Here is a 13533-nt window from a genome sequence, read left to right on the forward strand (position 1 = left end):
CCGCCCGGGCGCCCTGCTGCCGCAGCAGGGAGAGCATCACGCTCGCGCCGCGATCCTTGAAACTGCCGGTCGGCGAGCACCACTCGAGCTTCCAGAGCGGCCGCGCACCGCCCCACTCCCCCGCCACGAGCGGCGTGCGCCCCTCGCCGAGCACCACCGGCGCGGCGATCTCGCCGGCGAATGCTGCGCGGTAGCGCCACAGACCGGGAGCGCCGGGCTCGAGGTCGGCTCGGGTGATCCCGCGCCCCGGCTCCAGGAGCATCGGGCCGCCCGTGCCCGAGCGCCAGCGCCCCGGTTCGAGCGGGATCCGCTCCCCCGAGGCGGGGTCGACGTACTGCCGCTCGGGCCCGCGCGGAGCGACCGGCCTCCGGGCCGTCAGCGCGACCGCCCGCCCGAACCGGGGCCGCGCGCTCCGCCGCCGGAGCCGGGATCGCCTTCCCCGGCGGCGAGCCCGGTGCCCACCTCTCCGCCGATCGCGGCCGCCACCGCGGGCGCCTTCGCCGCCGAGAGGGGCTTGCCGCTGCGCATCGCCGCCAGGCGGCCGGCCCGGCGTCCGAGCCACGAGACCGACAGGTTGATGGCGAGGTAGATGACGACGGCGACGACCCAGAAGGTGAAGAGGTAGCGGTTGCCGTAGAACGTCGAGGCCTGCTTCACGGTCGACGCGAGCTCGGAGTACGCGACGATGTAGCCGAGCGACGTGTCCTTCAGCAGCACGACGAGCTGGGCGATGATGATGGGGAGCATCTGCGTGAACGCCTGCGGGAACTCGATGAGCAGTCGCGTGCGCACCGGGGTGAGCCCGATCGAGAGACCGGCTTCGCGCTGCCCCTTGTTCAGGGCGACGATGCCCGCTCGCAGCGCCTCGCCGATGATGGCGCCGTTGTAGACGATGAGCGCGATGACGACCGCGCCGAATGCGCCGGTCGATGCGACGAGCAGGATGAAGAGCATCATGAGCAGCACGGGCATGCCGCGGAAGAACTCGAGCAGCACGGTCGTCGGGATGCGGATGAAGGGATTCGTCGCGAGTCGGCCGAACGCGAAGACCATGCCGAGCAGCACGGCGCCGACCATCGCGACCGCCGCGGCGCGCAGCGTGTTCAGCACGCCCCGCCCGATGAACTGCCAGACCTCCCCGTACGCCAGCACGTCCCAGCGCGACGGGTCGAACATGCCGGGGTTCTCGTTGCCGTTGACGGAGATCTGCGGCTGCGCCAGGCGCCACACGACCCAGCCGAGCAGTGCGGCGAGCGCGATCACGCCGACGACCGAGATGATGCGCGATCGCCGCCGCGCCCGTGGGCCCGGGGCGTCGTAGAGAACCGTCGCCGTACTCATCGCAGCACCCGCACCTTCTTCTCGATCTGCCCGGCGATGAGGCCGAGCGGAATGGTTATCAAGAGGTAGAAGCAGGCCACCCCGACGAGGATCGGGATCACCGCCTGCCCGTTGTTGTTCGTGAGCTGCCGCGCCGTGGCGAAGAGCTCCACCACGAAGAAGCCGCCCGCGACGGAGGTGTTCTTCGTCAGCGCGATGAAGACGTTGATGAGCGGCGGCACGACCATGCGCATCGCCTGCGGCAGCACGATCAGCGACAGCGTCTGGCCGAAGCCGAGGCCGATGGAGCGCGCCGCCTCCGCCTGCCCGACGGGCACGCCGTTGATGCCGCTGCGCAGCGCCTCGGCGACGAACGGCGACGTGTAGACGGCGAGGCCGACGGAGGCGAGCACCACGTAGGGCGGCTTGTCGGGCACGATCAGCGGCAGCACGAACACCATGAACAGCAGCAGCAGCGTGAGCGGGATGTTGCGGATCAGCTCGGTGTACGCCGTCGCGAATCCGCGCAGCGAGGCGACGGGGCAGATGCGCATCACGGCCACCAGGAGGCCGATCAGGAGCGCGCCGAGTCCGCCGAACAGCAGCAGCTGCAGCGTCGTCAGGAAGCCGGCGAGAATGTCGTCGGCGTTCGCGAGTAGGACATCCACGAACGGGATCCCTTCTTCGGGGCGGATCCCTGAGGCGGCGTGCGCCGCCTCAGGGTCAGCTCAATGGCAACGTGCGGGTGGAGCGGTGGGAACCGCGGCCGATCAGTAGCGATCGACGGTCGGGGGCTCCGGAGTCTCCAGCACCTTGCCGGCGGTCTTCTCCCAGGCGGCCGCCCAGTCGCCGTTGTCGAAGGACTCCTCGAGCGTGTCGTTGACGAAGGAGCGGAACTCGTCGTCGCCCTTCATGAGGCCGATGCCGTAGGGCTCCTCGGTGAACGGGTTCTCGACGACCTCGAACTCCCCCTCGTTCTGGTCGGCGAGGCCTGCGAGGATCACGTTGTCGGTCGAGACGGCCACCACCTCGCCCGAGCGGAGCGGCTCGAGGCAGTTCGAGTAGGTGTCGGTGGCGAGCACGTCGACGCCGGCCTCCTTGAGGTTCTCCTCGGACGTCGAGCCGGTGACCGAGCAGACCTTCTGACCCTTGACGTCGTCGATGCCCGTGATGCCGTCGGGGTTGCCCGACAGCACGAGGAGATCCTGACCGGCGATGTAGTAGGGGCCGCCGAAGTCGATGACCTGCTTGCGGTCATCGTTGATGGTGTAGGTGGCGATCACGAGGTCGACCTCGTTGTTCTCGATGAAGGGCTCGCGGTTCGCCGAGACCGCTTCCTTCCACTCGATCTGATCCTCGGAGAGGCCGAGCTTCGCGGCGATGATCTTGCCGATCTCGACGTCGAAGCCCTCGGGCGAGTTCGTGGTCGGGTTCATCAGGCCGAAGAGCGGCTGATCGTACTTCGTGCCGATGGTGATCTTGCCGGCTTCGTTGAGCTTCGCCATCGTCGTGCCCTCGTCGAACGTCACATCCTCGGCGGGCGCGGGGGCCGACGACTCCTCGCCGGCGTCGTTGGGCGAGCCCGACGCGCATGCGGTCAGGGCGAGGAGTCCGGTTGCGGCGAGCACGGCTGCGTACTGTGCGATTCGCATGGTGTCTGCTTTCTCTTCGGTGAGTGGGGTGAGCCCGTGGCGGATGGTTGCGCCGAGGCCCGGTCGACCGGAGTGGTGGTCGGGGTCAGTGGCCCAGGATCTTCGACAGGAAGTCCTGGGAGCGGGAGGTCTGCGGGTCGGTGAAGAACTGCTCGGGGGTCGCCTCTTCGACGATCTGGCCGTCGGCCATGAAGATGATGCGATCCGCGGCGCGCCGTGCGAACCCCATCTCGTGGGTCACCACGACCATCGTCATGCCGTCGTTCGCGAGCCCGATCATGACGTCGAGCACCTCGTTGATCATCTCGGGATCGAGCGCCGAGGTGGGTTCGTCGAGCAGGATCAGCTTCGGGTCCATCGCGAGCGAGCGCGCGATGGCGACGCGCTGCTGCTGCCCGCCCGAGAGCTGCGAGGGCAGCTTGTGCGCCTGGTTCGCGATGCCGACGCGGTCGAGCAGCGCCATCGCCTTCTTCTCCGCCTCCTTCCGCGAGAGCCCGCGCACCTTCATCGGCCCGAGCGTGACGTTCTGCAGGATCGTCTTGTGGGCGAACAGGTTGAACTGCTGGAAGACCATCCCGACGTCGGCTCTGAGCGTCGCGAGGCCCTTCCCCTCCTCGGGAAGCGGCTGCCCGTCGATCGAGATCGTGCCCGAGTCGATGGTCTCCAGGCGGTTGATCGCCCGGCAGAGCGTCGACTTGCCCGATCCCGACGGCCCCAGCACCACGACGACTTCGCCGCGCCCCACCTGCGTGTTGATGTCGTTCAGCACGTGCAGGTCGCCGTAGTGCTTGTTCACCGCATCGATGATGACGAGTGGCTCTCGATCGTCGCGGACCACTCTGACCGCTGTCGTGTCTCCCATGCTGCGATCGTACAAACACCGGGGCGCCGCGTGCGAGGACTTGTGCAGCTTCCACAAAGCTGGCTAGGGTGTCTCAAAACTCCTGATCCCCCGCGAGAACGTCTCGAGCAGCGCACGGAAGCGCCGAGCGTCGCATCCGCACGCCCGGGCGCGGATCGGAATCGTTACCGAGCTGACACCTTGCGCGGCCGGAAGAGGGCGGAGACGAGGAAGATCGCGGTGAGCACGAGCCCCACGGCGCCGCCGGCCGCGAACGAGAACTCGCGCGACGCCCACAGCCCGATGAGGCCCCCGGCGATGCCGATCGCGGCGGAGATCACCGGAATCCACTCGAGACGCCGCGTGAGCACCCGGGCGGCCGCGGCCGGCGCGATGAGCACGGCGACGCCGAGGATCGCGCCCACGGCGGGCATCGCGACCACCACCGAGGCGGCGATGATCCCGGTCACCACGAGCTCGATCGGCCAGGTGCGGAACCCGGCGGCCGCGAAGCCGACCGGGTCGAAGGTGTGGAAGAGGATGCGCCGGCCGAACACGGCGGCGAGCAGGAGCGCCCCGACGAGCACCGCCGCGGTGGCGGCCACGTCGGCTGCGCTCACCCCGAGCGGGGATCCGACGAGCAGCGCCTCCACGGGAACACCGAGACCGGGGTTCAGGGCGGCGAGCAGGGTGCCGAGGGCGAACCCGAACGAGAGCACGACGCCGCTCGTCACCTGCCGCCCCTGCCCGGGGATGCGCGCGAGCAGCGTCATCGCGAGCACGAGCACCACGGCGAAGAGCGCCTGCCCGATGAGCAGGTTCCAGCCGAGCAGGGCGAACACGACGCCGCCGGGGAACGTGGCGTGACTGAGGGCCACGGCGAAGAACGAGCGCCGCCGCAGCACGATGAGGGTGCCGGCGACACCCGAGAGCGCGCCGAGCAGCGCGAGCTCGAGGGCGGCGAGGGCGAAGTAGCTCATGCGACGCCCTGCTCGAGCGCGTCGGAGCGGCCGCTCCGCGCCGAGCGCTCGCTCCGCGCCTCGCGATCGCGACGCGGCGCGCGCCCCCGCTGCCGCCGCACCGCCGTCGCGGCTACGCGCAGGAGCGCGGCGATCACGTATCCGCCGACGAGCAGCAGGACGACGACCGCACCGGGCGACACGGTCGCGCCGAGCGACGTCGACCAGGCGAACGAGATCCACAGCCCGGCGATGCCCGCGGCGAGCGGCAGCAGCACGGCGACGGGGATGAGCAGAGCGAAGCCTCGGGTGAGCAGCCGGGACGCGGCCATCGGCACGGTGAGCAGTGCGATCACCATGAGCACGCCGAGCGCCTGCACGCCCGCCACGACGAGCAGGGCGACCGCGACCGCGAGGGCGAGGTCGGCGCGCAGCACCCGGAAGCCGGCGGCCTCCGCGCCTGCGGCGTCGAAGGAGCGGAAGATCTGCGCCCGCCAGGTGCAGGCCACGATCGCGATCGCGACGACGGCGACGAGCAGGATCTGCCAGAGCTGCGCCTCGGTCACCGTCAGCAGGCGTCCGAAGAGCAGCTCGGTGAGCTCGGATACGTAGCCCTCCTGCCGCGACACGAGCACCACTCCCAGGCTGAAGAGCCCGGTGAGCACGACCGCGATGGCGGCGTCCGCTCCGACGCCGCCGCGGTGCTCGATGACGGTGAAGAGCACGGCGGCGAGGACCGCCGCGACGAGCGCCCCCGGCAGCAGGCCCGCGGATCCGCCGATCAGAGAGCCGGCGACGAGGCCGGGGAACACGGAGTGCACGAGCCCGTCGCTCACGAACTCGAGCTCGCGGAAGCTGATGAACAGGCCGACCACGCCGGCCGCGACGGCGAGGATCGCGACGGTGAGCAGCGCGCGCCACATGAACGGCAGCGCGAAGATCTCGAGCGGTCCCGCCTGCATCAGGTGGAGCGCGGGTGTGAGCGCCGCCGGCGTCACTCCGTCTCCCGCGTCGTGGTCACCGTGTGGTGGTCGAGCTCGACGGTCGTGTCCTGGAAGGCGTGCTGCACGGCGTCCAGCGTGAGCGCGGCGTCGACGGACCCGAACGCGGCGGGGTGCCCCGGCTGCTGGGGGTGGTGGCCGCTCGCGAGCAGCAGGGCGTGCGAGCACGCCTCCTGCGCGATCTCGAGGTCGTGGGTCGAGACGATGATGGTGCGGCCCTCGGCGCGCAGCTCGCGCACGAGGCGCAGCAGCACGTCGCGATTCTCGCGGTCGAGCCCGTTGAACGGCTCGTCGAGGAGCAGCAGCTGCGGATCGGAGACGAGCGCCCGCGCGAGGATGCCGCGCTGCTGCTGACCGCCCGAGAGCTCGCCGAAGCGGCGGGAGGCCCACCCCGAGAGGCCGACCCGCTCGAGCGCCTGCGCCACGGCCTCCCGGCCGAGCCGTCCGATGGGGCGGAGCGCGCCGCGCGAGCGGTACAGACCCATGGTCACGACCTGGCGGAGGGTGATGGGCAGCTCGGCATCGCGGGTGTCGGCCTGCGGGAGGGAGCCGATGCGTCGGCGGGCGCGATCCGGCGCCTCCCCGAGCACCCGTATCGAGCCGGCCGTGAGCTCGGCGAGACCGAGGATGCCGCGCAGGAGCGTCGACTTGCCCGACCCGTTCGGTCCGATCAGCGCGACGGCCGCGCCCGCCGGCACGGTCAGCGACAGGTGCTCGACGCGGGCGGTGCCGTCGTATCCGAAGGCCGCGTCGTCGAGCACGAGCGCTGCGTCATCCGAGCCGGGGCCGTGCGCGGAGCCGCCGGGAGCGGTGCCCCGGGCCTCGATCGCGCTCGGGGCCGCGCACTGCTGCGCATCGCGGGCGTCGGGTGCTGCTGCGTCGCGTGCGGCGGTCATCCCTGCAGACTATCGGGCACCGCGTCGACCTGCGCGCCCCAGGCGTCGAGAATGAGCGCGGTGTTGTGCACCGTCGCGCCGATGTAGGTGGCGCCGTCGCTGTCGGGGGCGCCGAGCGAATCGGCGTACAGATTCTCGGAGTCGACGACCTCGACGCCCGCCTCGTCGGCGATGGTCTGCGCGAGCTTCGGGCTCATCGACGACTCGACGAACACGGCCTTCACGCCGCGCTCCTGGATCGCCGCGACGAGCGCATCGATGTCGGCGGCGCTCGGCTCCGCGTTGTCCTCGAAGCTGGGCAGGATCGACCCGACGAACTCGATGCCGTAGTCGTGCAGGTAGTACCGCAGCGAGTCGTGGCCGCTCACGAGCACCCGCTCCTCGGCCGGCACGCGCTCGAACTGGGCCGCGACCCAGGTGTCGAGCTGCTGCAGGCGCTCGGTGTAGTCGTCGGCGCGCTGCTCGTAGCCGTCCGCGTGCTCGGCGTCCGCGGTCGCGAGGCCGTCGGCGATCTCCGCGACCATGCCGATGGCGTTCTTCGGCGAGGTCCAGATGTGGGGGTTCAGGTCGCCGTGATCATGATCGTGCTCGGCGTGCTCCTCCTCGGCGTGCGCGTCCTCCGTGTGGGCCTCGTCGGCGTGCTCGGCCTCGTCCGCGTGCGCGTCCTCCGCGTGGGTCTCGTCGGCGTGCTCGGCCTCGTCCGCGTGATCGTGATCGTGGTCTGCCTCGTCGGCGTGCTCATGGTCGTGGCTCCCGGCCTCGCCGCCCTCGGCGGTGATGTGCTTCGCCTCGTCGAGGTCGATGCCGTCGGCCGCCGTGATGATGGTGCCGGCGAAGCCCGAGGCGTCGACGGCGTCGTCGACGAAGGTCTCCAGGTCGGCGCCGTTGACGATCAGCACGTCGGCCTCGCCGAGCGCCAGCAGGTCGGCGGGGCTCGGGTCGAAGTGGTGCGCCGAGGCGTTCGGCGACAGGAGGCCGGTGAGCTCGATGTCGTCGCCGCCGACCTCGCTCGCGAAGTCGGTGAGCTGCGTGGTGGTCGCCACGACCTTGAGTGCGCCGGCGCCCCCGCCCGGGTCGGCGGATGCGCCGCCGCTGCACGCGGTGAGCGCGAGCAGTGACGCGAGGGCGGCGCCGGCGAGGGCGGCGGTTTTCGGGGCGCGGGGGTGAGGAGTCATGGCACACTTTCTAATGAGAACGAGTATCACTATACACCTGCGCGCGGAGCGCTCGTAAGCTGGAGCGATGACAGCAGCGGGCGCGCCCGAGACCGCGATCGCGTGGCGCGACGCGCTGCGAGGCGGGGAGATCTCGGCCCGCGAGGCCGTCGAGCACTTCCTCGCCCGCATCGAGGATCGCGCCGAGCTCGGTGCGTTCCTCACCGTCACGGCCGAGCACGCGCGCGCCGCCGCCGCGGCCGCCGACGCACGATTCGCAGCAACGCCCCGCTCCGAGCGCGGGAGCCTGCCCCGGCTCCACGGCCTCCCGACCGCCGTCAAGGATCTCGTGGAGGTGGCCGGGGCTGCGACGACCCGTGGCAGCGCGGCGCTGCGCCACCCCGTCGCCGCGAACGACGCGCCCGGCGTCGCCGTGCTCCGAGCCGCGGGTGCGATCCCCCTCGGCAAGACCCAGGTGCCCGAACTGGGTCTCACGGGGTACTCGGAGAACGCGATCGCTCCGCCCGCCCGCAACCCGCTCGACCCGACCCGCACCCCGGGCGGCTCCTCCGGCGGCAGTGCGGCCGCGATCGCCGCCGACCTGATTCCCGTGGGGCCGGGCACGGACGGCGGCGGATCGATCCGCATCCCCGCCCTCGCGTGCGGCCTGGTCGGCCTGAAACCGGGCCTCGGAGCCGTTCCCGGCGACTTCGGAAGCGCGGCGACGCCCTCCGTGCACGACGAGTTCGGCGCACCGCGCCTCACCGTGAGCGGCCCCCTCGCGCGGAGCGCCGCCGATGCCGCGATGCTCTACGACGCGCAGCGCGGGGCCGCCGCCGAGCCCGCGCTCGCTGCGGTGCGCGCGGCCGACTCCCTGACCGGGCTGCGCATCGCCTGCACCGAGGCGTCGCCGTTCGCCTCCGCATACCCGATCGCGATCGGCGTCGAGGCGCGCCGCGCTGCGGAGACGGCGCGCGACCGCCTCGCCCGACGCGGCCACCGCCTCGAAGCGGCCGACTTCGTCTACGACCCCGGCTACCCCGACGCCTTCACCACCTCGTGGACGGCCGGGCTGTCCCGCCTCCCCCTTCCCTCGGGCGCCGAGGAGCGGCTCATGCCGCTCACACGCGCCTTCCGCACTCGCGCCATCGCGCGGAGCGATGCCGCCCACGCCCGCGCGGGCGCTCGCCTCCGCGCATTCGCCGCCGACGTGCGCGCGCAGTGGGGCGCCTACGACGCCGTGCTCACGCCGGGGCTCACGATGCTGCCGCCCCGCATCGGCGCCTTCACGTCGCTCGACGCCGATGACGACTACCGCCTGCAGTGCGAGTGGGCCCCGTTCACCTCGATGGTGAACGTCTCGGGGCTGCCGGCGATCGCGGTGCCGGTGCTGCGGCTGCCGACCGGGCACGCCATGGGGGTGCAGATCATCGGGCGCGTGGGCGGAGAGCACCGCCTGCTGCAGCTCGCCGCGCAGCTCGCAGCGGAGCTCGACGCGGAGCTCGACGCGGAGCTCGAAGCGGAGTGAGCGCAGGCCCGGGCCCGCGCGGCGCAGGTCGCGCGGATCCCAGAGTTCTCGCAGCTCGTTCTATTAGCACTCTCAGGTGCCGAGTGCTAATCTACCAGCACATTGAGTGACCTCCACTCAAGTTTCACTGGAAGGAGATAACCATCATGGCAATGACGTTCGATCCCTTCAGCGAGATGGATCGATGGGCGGCCACCGCGCTGCAGCAGGCCCGCTCCGGCCCCCGGCAGATGCCCGTCGACCTCCAGCGCGATCACGAGCGGTACGTGCTGAACGCCGACCTGCCGGGCGTCGATCCCGGCTCGATCGATATCGATGTCGACGGCCAGCTCCTCACCATCCGGGCGCAGCGCACGGCCGACGTGGCCGAGGGCTCCAAGTGGCTGACGCGCGAGCGCCCCTCCGGCACCTACCTGCGTCAGTTCAGCGTGGGCCAGGGCGTCGACATCGCGGGCATCTCGGCGTCTTACGACAACGGCGTGCTCAGCGTGGTGATCCCGGTCAGCGAGCAGGCGAAGCCGCGCAAGATCGCAGTCGAGGGCCAGGCCGCGCACCTCGACTCCGCCGATCTCGACTCCGCCGATGCGGGCTCCGAGCGCCGCGACGCCCAGAAGTCCCTCACGCACTAGCCGACCGCCGCGGCCGCCCGCACGTGCACGAGTCGGCGGCCGCACGAACGATCCGCACTGCGCGGGCGGGGGACGCGAGCACCCCCGCCCGCGCTACGCGCGCGGTGTCGCGAGCCGGCCCGGTCGCAGCGGGAGGCCCGCCCGCGCGTAGACCGCGTCGATGAGCGCCATCGTGCGCCGCGACCGCTCGAGCCCCGCCGTCGCGCGCTCCCCCGATCGCACCGCATCCCGCACGCGACGCAGCTGGTACGTGTACGACGCAGCGGATCCGACATCCTCGACGCGCTCCTCCGCACCCGCCCCGGTCGTCGTCCGTACGATCAGACGGCCGTCCTCCTGGGGCTTCACGAAGTTCGGCAGCACCGCCTCCCCCAGCGTGCCCGTCACGCGCAACCCGAAGTTCCACTCCGGGCTCACCATGCTCGTGTGCACCCGCGCCGGCACCCCGCCCAGAACGAGTTCCGCGACGACCCGGGCGTCGACGCGTTCGTCGTGCACCCACGGCTGCGCCAGCGCCGACACCAACTCGGGGGTCGCCACGTCGGGCAGCGCCGACCCCGCGAGCTCATCGCCGAGCAGCAGCAGGGCGTGCAGCGCATTGCAGCCGAGATCCATGAGCGCACCGCCCGCCAGCTCGAAGCTCCACCGCGGATCGTCCGCGCGGGGCGCGGGCATGTCCATGTGCACGTCGATGCTCCGCACCTCCCCGATCCCGCCCGCGCGCACCACGTCGACGAGCCGATGCAGCGCGGGATGGTCGGCGTAGTGGAACGCCTCCCACGCCCACCCCGGCGCGCGGTCCAGCGCGGCCGCGACGCCGTCGAACTCCGCGAGATTCGCCGCGAAGGGCTTCTCGACGAGCACGTTGCGTCCGGCTGCGAGCGCGCGCACGGCCCACTCCGCGTGCAGGGCGTTCGGCAGCCCGATGTAGACGAGATCGAGCGAGTCGTCGGCGACGAGCGCCGCGTAACTCTCCGCCGCAGACGCGAACCCCCGGTCGGCGGCGTAGCGCCGCGCCCGATGGGGATCCCGCGCCGCCACCGAGACGCGCACATCGCCCGTCTCGCGCGACGCCGCCACGATCGCCGCATCGGCGATGCGCGACGCGCCCAGCACGCCGATGCGCAGCGGAGCGCTCATGCCGGAGCGCCCCCGCGCTCCCCGAGCGCCTCGCGCAGGTGCGCGGCACTGCGCCGCGCGTGCTCGAGCGCAGCGGCGGCATCGGCCTCGCCCTCGATCACCGTGTCCTGCTCGAGCACGTACCAGCCCCCGTACCCCGCGTCCTGCAGCGCGGCGACGATCTCGCCGATGCGGGCGTCGCCCGAGCCGAGCGGCCGGTACATGCCCTGCCGCACCCCCTCGCGGTAGTCGATCTCGCCCGCGCGCACCCGAGCGGCCACCGCGAGGCTCACATCCTTCATGTGGGCGTGCACGATGCGGCGCGCGTGCCGCCGCACGAACGCGACCGGATCGCCGCCGCCGAGCGTGTAGTGCCCCGTGTCGAGGCAGAGCCCGATGCGCGATCCCGCGAGCACCCGCTCCACGGCCTCCGGCGTCTCCACCACGGTGCCGAGATGCGGGTGCAGCGTCGCCACGACCCCCGCCGCCTCCGCCGCGACGAGCGCACGATCGAGATTCGCGAGCAGCGTCGCCCACTCCGCATCGCTCAGCTCGACCTCCCCGTCGTAGCCCGCGTCCCCGGTGACCGCGGAGAGCACCAGCGTCGACGCGCCCGCGGCCGCGTACGCCTCGAGCTCGCGCTCGACCGCGGGCAGCGGATCCTGCCCGTCGCGGTGCAGCACGACCGGGAAGAACCCGCCGACCGCGCTGAGCCCGAACGCCGCGAGCGCCGATGCGCGCTCGGCGGGTGCATCGGGCAGAAACCCCTCGGGCCCGAACTCCGTCGCCGCGATCCCGAGCGACGCCATCTCGGCGAGCACGCGCTCGCGATCGAGCTGCACCCCCCAGTCGGGAACCTCGATGACGCCCCAGCTGATGGGGGCTGCTGCGATGCGCGCGCTGCGTGCCATGTGCGACTCCTTCGTCGGTCGTGCGGGGCGAGCAGCGGTGCTCGCGGGGGATGCGGTGGTTCGGCGGGCGGGGCGTGCGGTGGGCGAGTGCTGCGCGGAGGATCGGAGGTCAGGCGCCGGCCGCCGTCGTCCCGTCGACCGGGGCGCTCGGCTGCCAGGTGCGCGTCTCGGCCGAGCGCTCGGCGGCGCCCACCACCTGCGCCGCGGAGAGCGCGTCCTGGATGTTCGCGTTGAGCGCCTCGCGGCCGAGCACCGCCTGCACGAACTTCTTGGCCTCGATGACCTTGAGGTCGTCGTAGCCCATCGACGTGCCGGCGCCGGGCTGGAACCGGGCGAAGTCGCCCATGCCCGGCCGCGCCATGACTCGCGTGTACCCCTGGTTCTCGGCGCCGAGACCGCCCGAGAGGTGCAGCTCGTTCATCCGCTCGAAATCCCAGTGCGCCGACCCGTGCGTGCCGTACACCTCGATGCCGTAACTCGCGCGCGGCCCCACCGAGACGCGCGAGGCCTCGAGCGCGCCGACCGCGTGGGCGCCCGGAGCGCCCGCGGCGATGCGCACCAGCATGCCCGCGTAGTCCTCGTTCTCGACCGCCTTCATGTCGCCGTTCTCGATCACGGCGAAGTGCGTGCCCGTGCCCATCGGCAGCTCGGGGCGCTCGGTGTACACCGTCGACGTGACCGCGCTGACCTCCGCGATCGGCCCGATCGCGTACTGCACCAGGTCGACCAGGTGCCCCATGAGATCGCCGAGCACGCCCGTGCCCGCGTGCTCCCGCACGAAGCGCCACGAGAGCGCGCCGCGGGGGTCCGCCGAGTAGTCGGCGAACATCTGGCCGCGCACGTTCGTGATGCGGCCGAGCCGGCCCTCGAGTACGAGCTCGCGCAGGTACTCGATCGCCGGCGCGTGGCGGTAGTTGAACCCGATCGAGCTCACCACCCCGGCCTCCGCCGCAGCTTCGGCGACCGCCCGGGTCTCGTGCTCGCCCCGGCCGACGGGCTTCTCGATCCAGAAGTGCTTCCCGGCGCGCGCGGCGGCGATGCCGATCTCGGCGTGGAGGAAGTTCGGGGCGCAGATCGAGACGACGTCGACCTCGGGATCGCGCAGCACGTCGCGGTAGTCTGCCGAAGCCCGCTCGTACCCGAGCACCTCGACGGCCTCGTCGGCGCGCGCCGGCGCCGGATCCGCCGCGTGCACGAGGCGCAGGCGCAGGCCGAGGTCGGGGTACGCGTAGCGCAGGTTCGCGTAGGCGCGGCTGTGCAGTCGCCCCATCCAGCCGACGCTGATGAGCCCCACCCCGATCTCGACGGTGCCGTCTTCCCGTGTCCGCATGAGCCCCGCCTTCGTGTTCGTGGTGCTGCGCACCGATCGTCGTCGTGGAGGCCCGGGGGCGGTTGTACGCGAGGGTTCGCCGCCGAGTGGACCGGTCCAAATTGTATGGACAAAGTCGGTGCGGTGTCAACGGGCGCGCGGTGCGCCCGTTGACACCGCACCGACTTTGTCCATACAATTTGGACCGGTCCAC

Annotated in this window: 13 protein-coding genes and 1 pseudogene; 2 read left to right on the top strand and 12 right to left on the bottom strand. The window is 72.0% G+C overall.

Annotated elements, in window-relative coordinates; translation table 11 throughout:
- The 9 genes and pseudogenes from NS354_RS11900 to NS354_RS11940 form a co-directional block, all read right to left on the bottom strand.
- Positions 1–262 (bottom strand): annotated as a pseudogene (locus NS354_RS11900) (pyridoxal-phosphate dependent enzyme); the annotation flags it as partial.
- 113 nt (positions 263–375) lie between these two features.
- Positions 376–1341, bottom strand: coding sequence for an amino acid ABC transporter permease (locus tag NS354_RS11905; protein ID WP_082678070.1), 966 nt, complete (start codon positions 1339–1341; stop codon positions 376–378).
- Entirely contained in the window at positions 1338–1988 is a 651-nt protein-coding gene (locus tag NS354_RS11910) for an amino acid ABC transporter permease (protein WP_058594682.1), read from the bottom strand. Before NS354_RS11910 ends, NS354_RS11905 begins: the two co-directional genes overlap by 4 nt.
- Positions 1989–2090: 102 nt before the next feature.
- Positions 2091–2972: a glutamate ABC transporter substrate-binding protein gene (locus NS354_RS11915; protein WP_058594683.1), complete on the bottom strand. Its 882-nt coding sequence runs from the start codon at positions 2970–2972 to the stop codon at positions 2091–2093.
- An 85-nt stretch (positions 2973–3057) separates the two neighbouring features.
- Positions 3058–3834, bottom strand: coding sequence for an amino acid ABC transporter ATP-binding protein (locus NS354_RS11920; RefSeq protein WP_058594684.1), 777 nt, complete (start codon positions 3832–3834; stop codon positions 3058–3060).
- Positions 3835–3998: 164 nt separating this feature from the next.
- Positions 3999–4793 (bottom strand): metal ABC transporter permease, encoded by a 795-nt coding sequence (locus NS354_RS11925; RefSeq protein WP_058594685.1) that lies wholly within the window; start codon positions 4791–4793, stop codon positions 3999–4001.
- Complete coding sequence (locus tag NS354_RS11930; protein ID WP_082678071.1) at positions 4790–5734, bottom strand: metal ABC transporter permease; 945 nt, start codon at positions 5732–5734, stop codon at positions 4790–4792. The genes NS354_RS11925 and NS354_RS11930 overlap by 4 nt, the downstream gene beginning before the upstream one ends.
- A gap of 32 nt (positions 5735–5766) precedes the next feature.
- Entirely contained in the window at positions 5767–6669 is a 903-nt protein-coding gene (locus NS354_RS11935; RefSeq protein ID WP_058594686.1) for a metal ABC transporter ATP-binding protein, read from the bottom strand.
- Positions 6666–7844, bottom strand: a complete 1179-nt coding sequence (locus tag NS354_RS11940; protein ID WP_058594687.1) for a metal ABC transporter substrate-binding protein — start codon at positions 7842–7844, stop codon at positions 6666–6668. Before NS354_RS11940 ends, NS354_RS11935 begins: the two co-directional genes overlap by 4 nt.
- Before the next feature lie 67 nt (positions 7845–7911).
- On the opposite strand from NS354_RS11940, the gene NS354_RS11945 reads away from it, so the two are divergent.
- Positions 7912–9351 carry an amidase gene (locus tag NS354_RS11945; protein ID WP_058594688.1) on the top strand — a complete coding sequence of 480 codons (1440 nt, stop codon included), beginning with the start codon at positions 7912–7914 and terminating at the stop codon, positions 9349–9351.
- 146 nt (positions 9352–9497) lie between these two features.
- Positions 9498–9980, top strand: coding sequence for an Hsp20/alpha crystallin family protein (locus NS354_RS11950; RefSeq protein ID WP_058594689.1), 483 nt, complete (start codon positions 9498–9500; stop codon positions 9978–9980).
- A gap of 93 nt (positions 9981–10073) precedes the next feature.
- Here NS354_RS11950 and NS354_RS11955 read toward each other — a convergent pair whose 3' ends face one another.
- The 3 genes from NS354_RS11955 to NS354_RS11965 form a co-directional block, all read right to left on the bottom strand.
- Positions 10074–11120, bottom strand: a complete 1047-nt coding sequence (locus tag NS354_RS11955; protein WP_058594690.1) for a Gfo/Idh/MocA family protein — start codon at positions 11118–11120, stop codon at positions 10074–10076.
- Positions 11117–12010, bottom strand: a complete 894-nt coding sequence (locus NS354_RS11960) for a sugar phosphate isomerase/epimerase family protein (RefSeq protein WP_058594691.1) — start codon at positions 12008–12010, stop codon at positions 11117–11119. Before NS354_RS11960 ends, NS354_RS11955 begins: the two co-directional genes overlap by 4 nt.
- A 109-nt stretch (positions 12011–12119) precedes the next feature.
- Positions 12120–13340, bottom strand: a complete 1221-nt coding sequence (locus tag NS354_RS11965; protein WP_058594692.1) for a Gfo/Idh/MocA family protein — start codon at positions 13338–13340, stop codon at positions 12120–12122.
- Positions 13341–13533: the final 193 nt, after the last annotated feature.

It is taken from the genome of Leucobacter chromiiresistens (genome assembly GCF_001477055.1).
Taxonomy (GTDB): Bacteria; Actinomycetota; Actinomycetes; order Actinomycetales; family Microbacteriaceae; genus Leucobacter; species Leucobacter chromiiresistens_A.

Excerpts from the sequence above, each read along its gene's own strand:
- NS354_RS11905 (WP_082678070.1), bottom strand. The coding sequence starts at position 1,341 with ATGAGTACGGCGACGGTTCTCTACGACGCCCCGGGCCCACGGGCGCGG.
- NS354_RS11915 (WP_058594683.1), bottom strand. The coding sequence starts at position 2,972 with ATGCGAATCGCACAGTACGCAGCCGTGCTCGCCGCAACCGGACTCCTC.
- NS354_RS11920 (WP_058594684.1), bottom strand. The coding sequence starts at position 3,834 with ATGGGAGACACGACAGCGGTCAGAGTGGTCCGCGACGATCGAGAGCCA.
- NS354_RS11925 (WP_058594685.1), bottom strand. The coding sequence starts at position 4,793 with ATGAGCTACTTCGCCCTCGCCGCCCTCGAGCTCGCGCTGCTCGGCGCG.
- NS354_RS11930 (WP_082678071.1), bottom strand. The coding sequence starts at position 5,734 with ATGCAGGCGGGACCGCTCGAGATCTTCGCGCTGCCGTTCATGTGGCGC.
- NS354_RS11935 (WP_058594686.1), bottom strand. The coding sequence starts at position 6,669 with ATGACCGCCGCACGCGACGCAGCAGCACCCGACGCCCGCGATGCGCAG.
- NS354_RS11940 (WP_058594687.1), bottom strand. The coding sequence starts at position 7,844 with ATGACTCCTCACCCCCGCGCCCCGAAAACCGCCGCCCTCGCCGGCGCC.
- NS354_RS11945 (WP_058594688.1), top strand. The coding sequence starts at position 7,912 with ATGACAGCAGCGGGCGCGCCCGAGACCGCGATCGCGTGGCGCGACGCG.
- NS354_RS11950 (WP_058594689.1), top strand. The coding sequence starts at position 9,498 with ATGGCAATGACGTTCGATCCCTTCAGCGAGATGGATCGATGGGCGGCC.
- NS354_RS11955 (WP_058594690.1), bottom strand. The coding sequence starts at position 11,120 with ATGAGCGCTCCGCTGCGCATCGGCGTGCTGGGCGCGTCGCGCATCGCC.
- NS354_RS11960 (WP_058594691.1), bottom strand. The coding sequence starts at position 12,010 with ATGGCACGCAGCGCGCGCATCGCAGCAGCCCCCATCAGCTGGGGCGTC.
- NS354_RS11965 (WP_058594692.1), bottom strand. The coding sequence starts at position 13,340 with ATGCGGACACGGGAAGACGGCACCGTCGAGATCGGGGTGGGGCTCATC.